This window comes from Halomonas marinisediminis (assembly GCF_004347715.1).
Lineage (GTDB): Bacteria > Pseudomonadota > Gammaproteobacteria > Pseudomonadales > Halomonadaceae > Halomonas > Halomonas icarae.
Genome location: NZ_SLTR01000218.1, coordinates 1 through 311, shown reverse-complemented (window position 1 = coordinate 311; position 311 = coordinate 1). Strand labels below are relative to the sequence as shown.

The following is a 311-nucleotide window of genomic DNA, read 5'->3' as shown; positions in this document are numbered from 1 at the left end:
TTGCGTCGGCACGATCCCCTTGGCGTCGGTCACCGCAGTGCGTAACACCGCCTGGCTCGTCACCACGCCCCGGACCAGCATGATCTGCTCGATATAGGTGAACCGCGCGTCCCACCCGATCAGCCGGGAACGCATCTCGATCCGGTCGAACATCCGGACCCGCCGCCGATACCGCACGACCGACCCCGCCACGGTCAACCCCCAGCGCTCGCGTTTCAATAGCGCCAGCAGCCCCGCGCGCTGCCCCAGCGGGATGCGGCCCAGATCGAACAGCGTCAGGGTCCGCCCGTTGTTCAGCTCCAGAAACAGGT

Annotated in this window: 1 protein-coding gene; it reads right to left on the bottom strand. The window is 67.2% G+C overall.

Annotation, left to right across the window (positions count from 1 at the left end; all coding sequences use genetic code 11):
- Positions 1-311: thioesterase family protein (locus tag E0702_RS16450; protein WP_132045654.1), on the bottom strand; the 311-nt coding region annotated here is incomplete at both ends.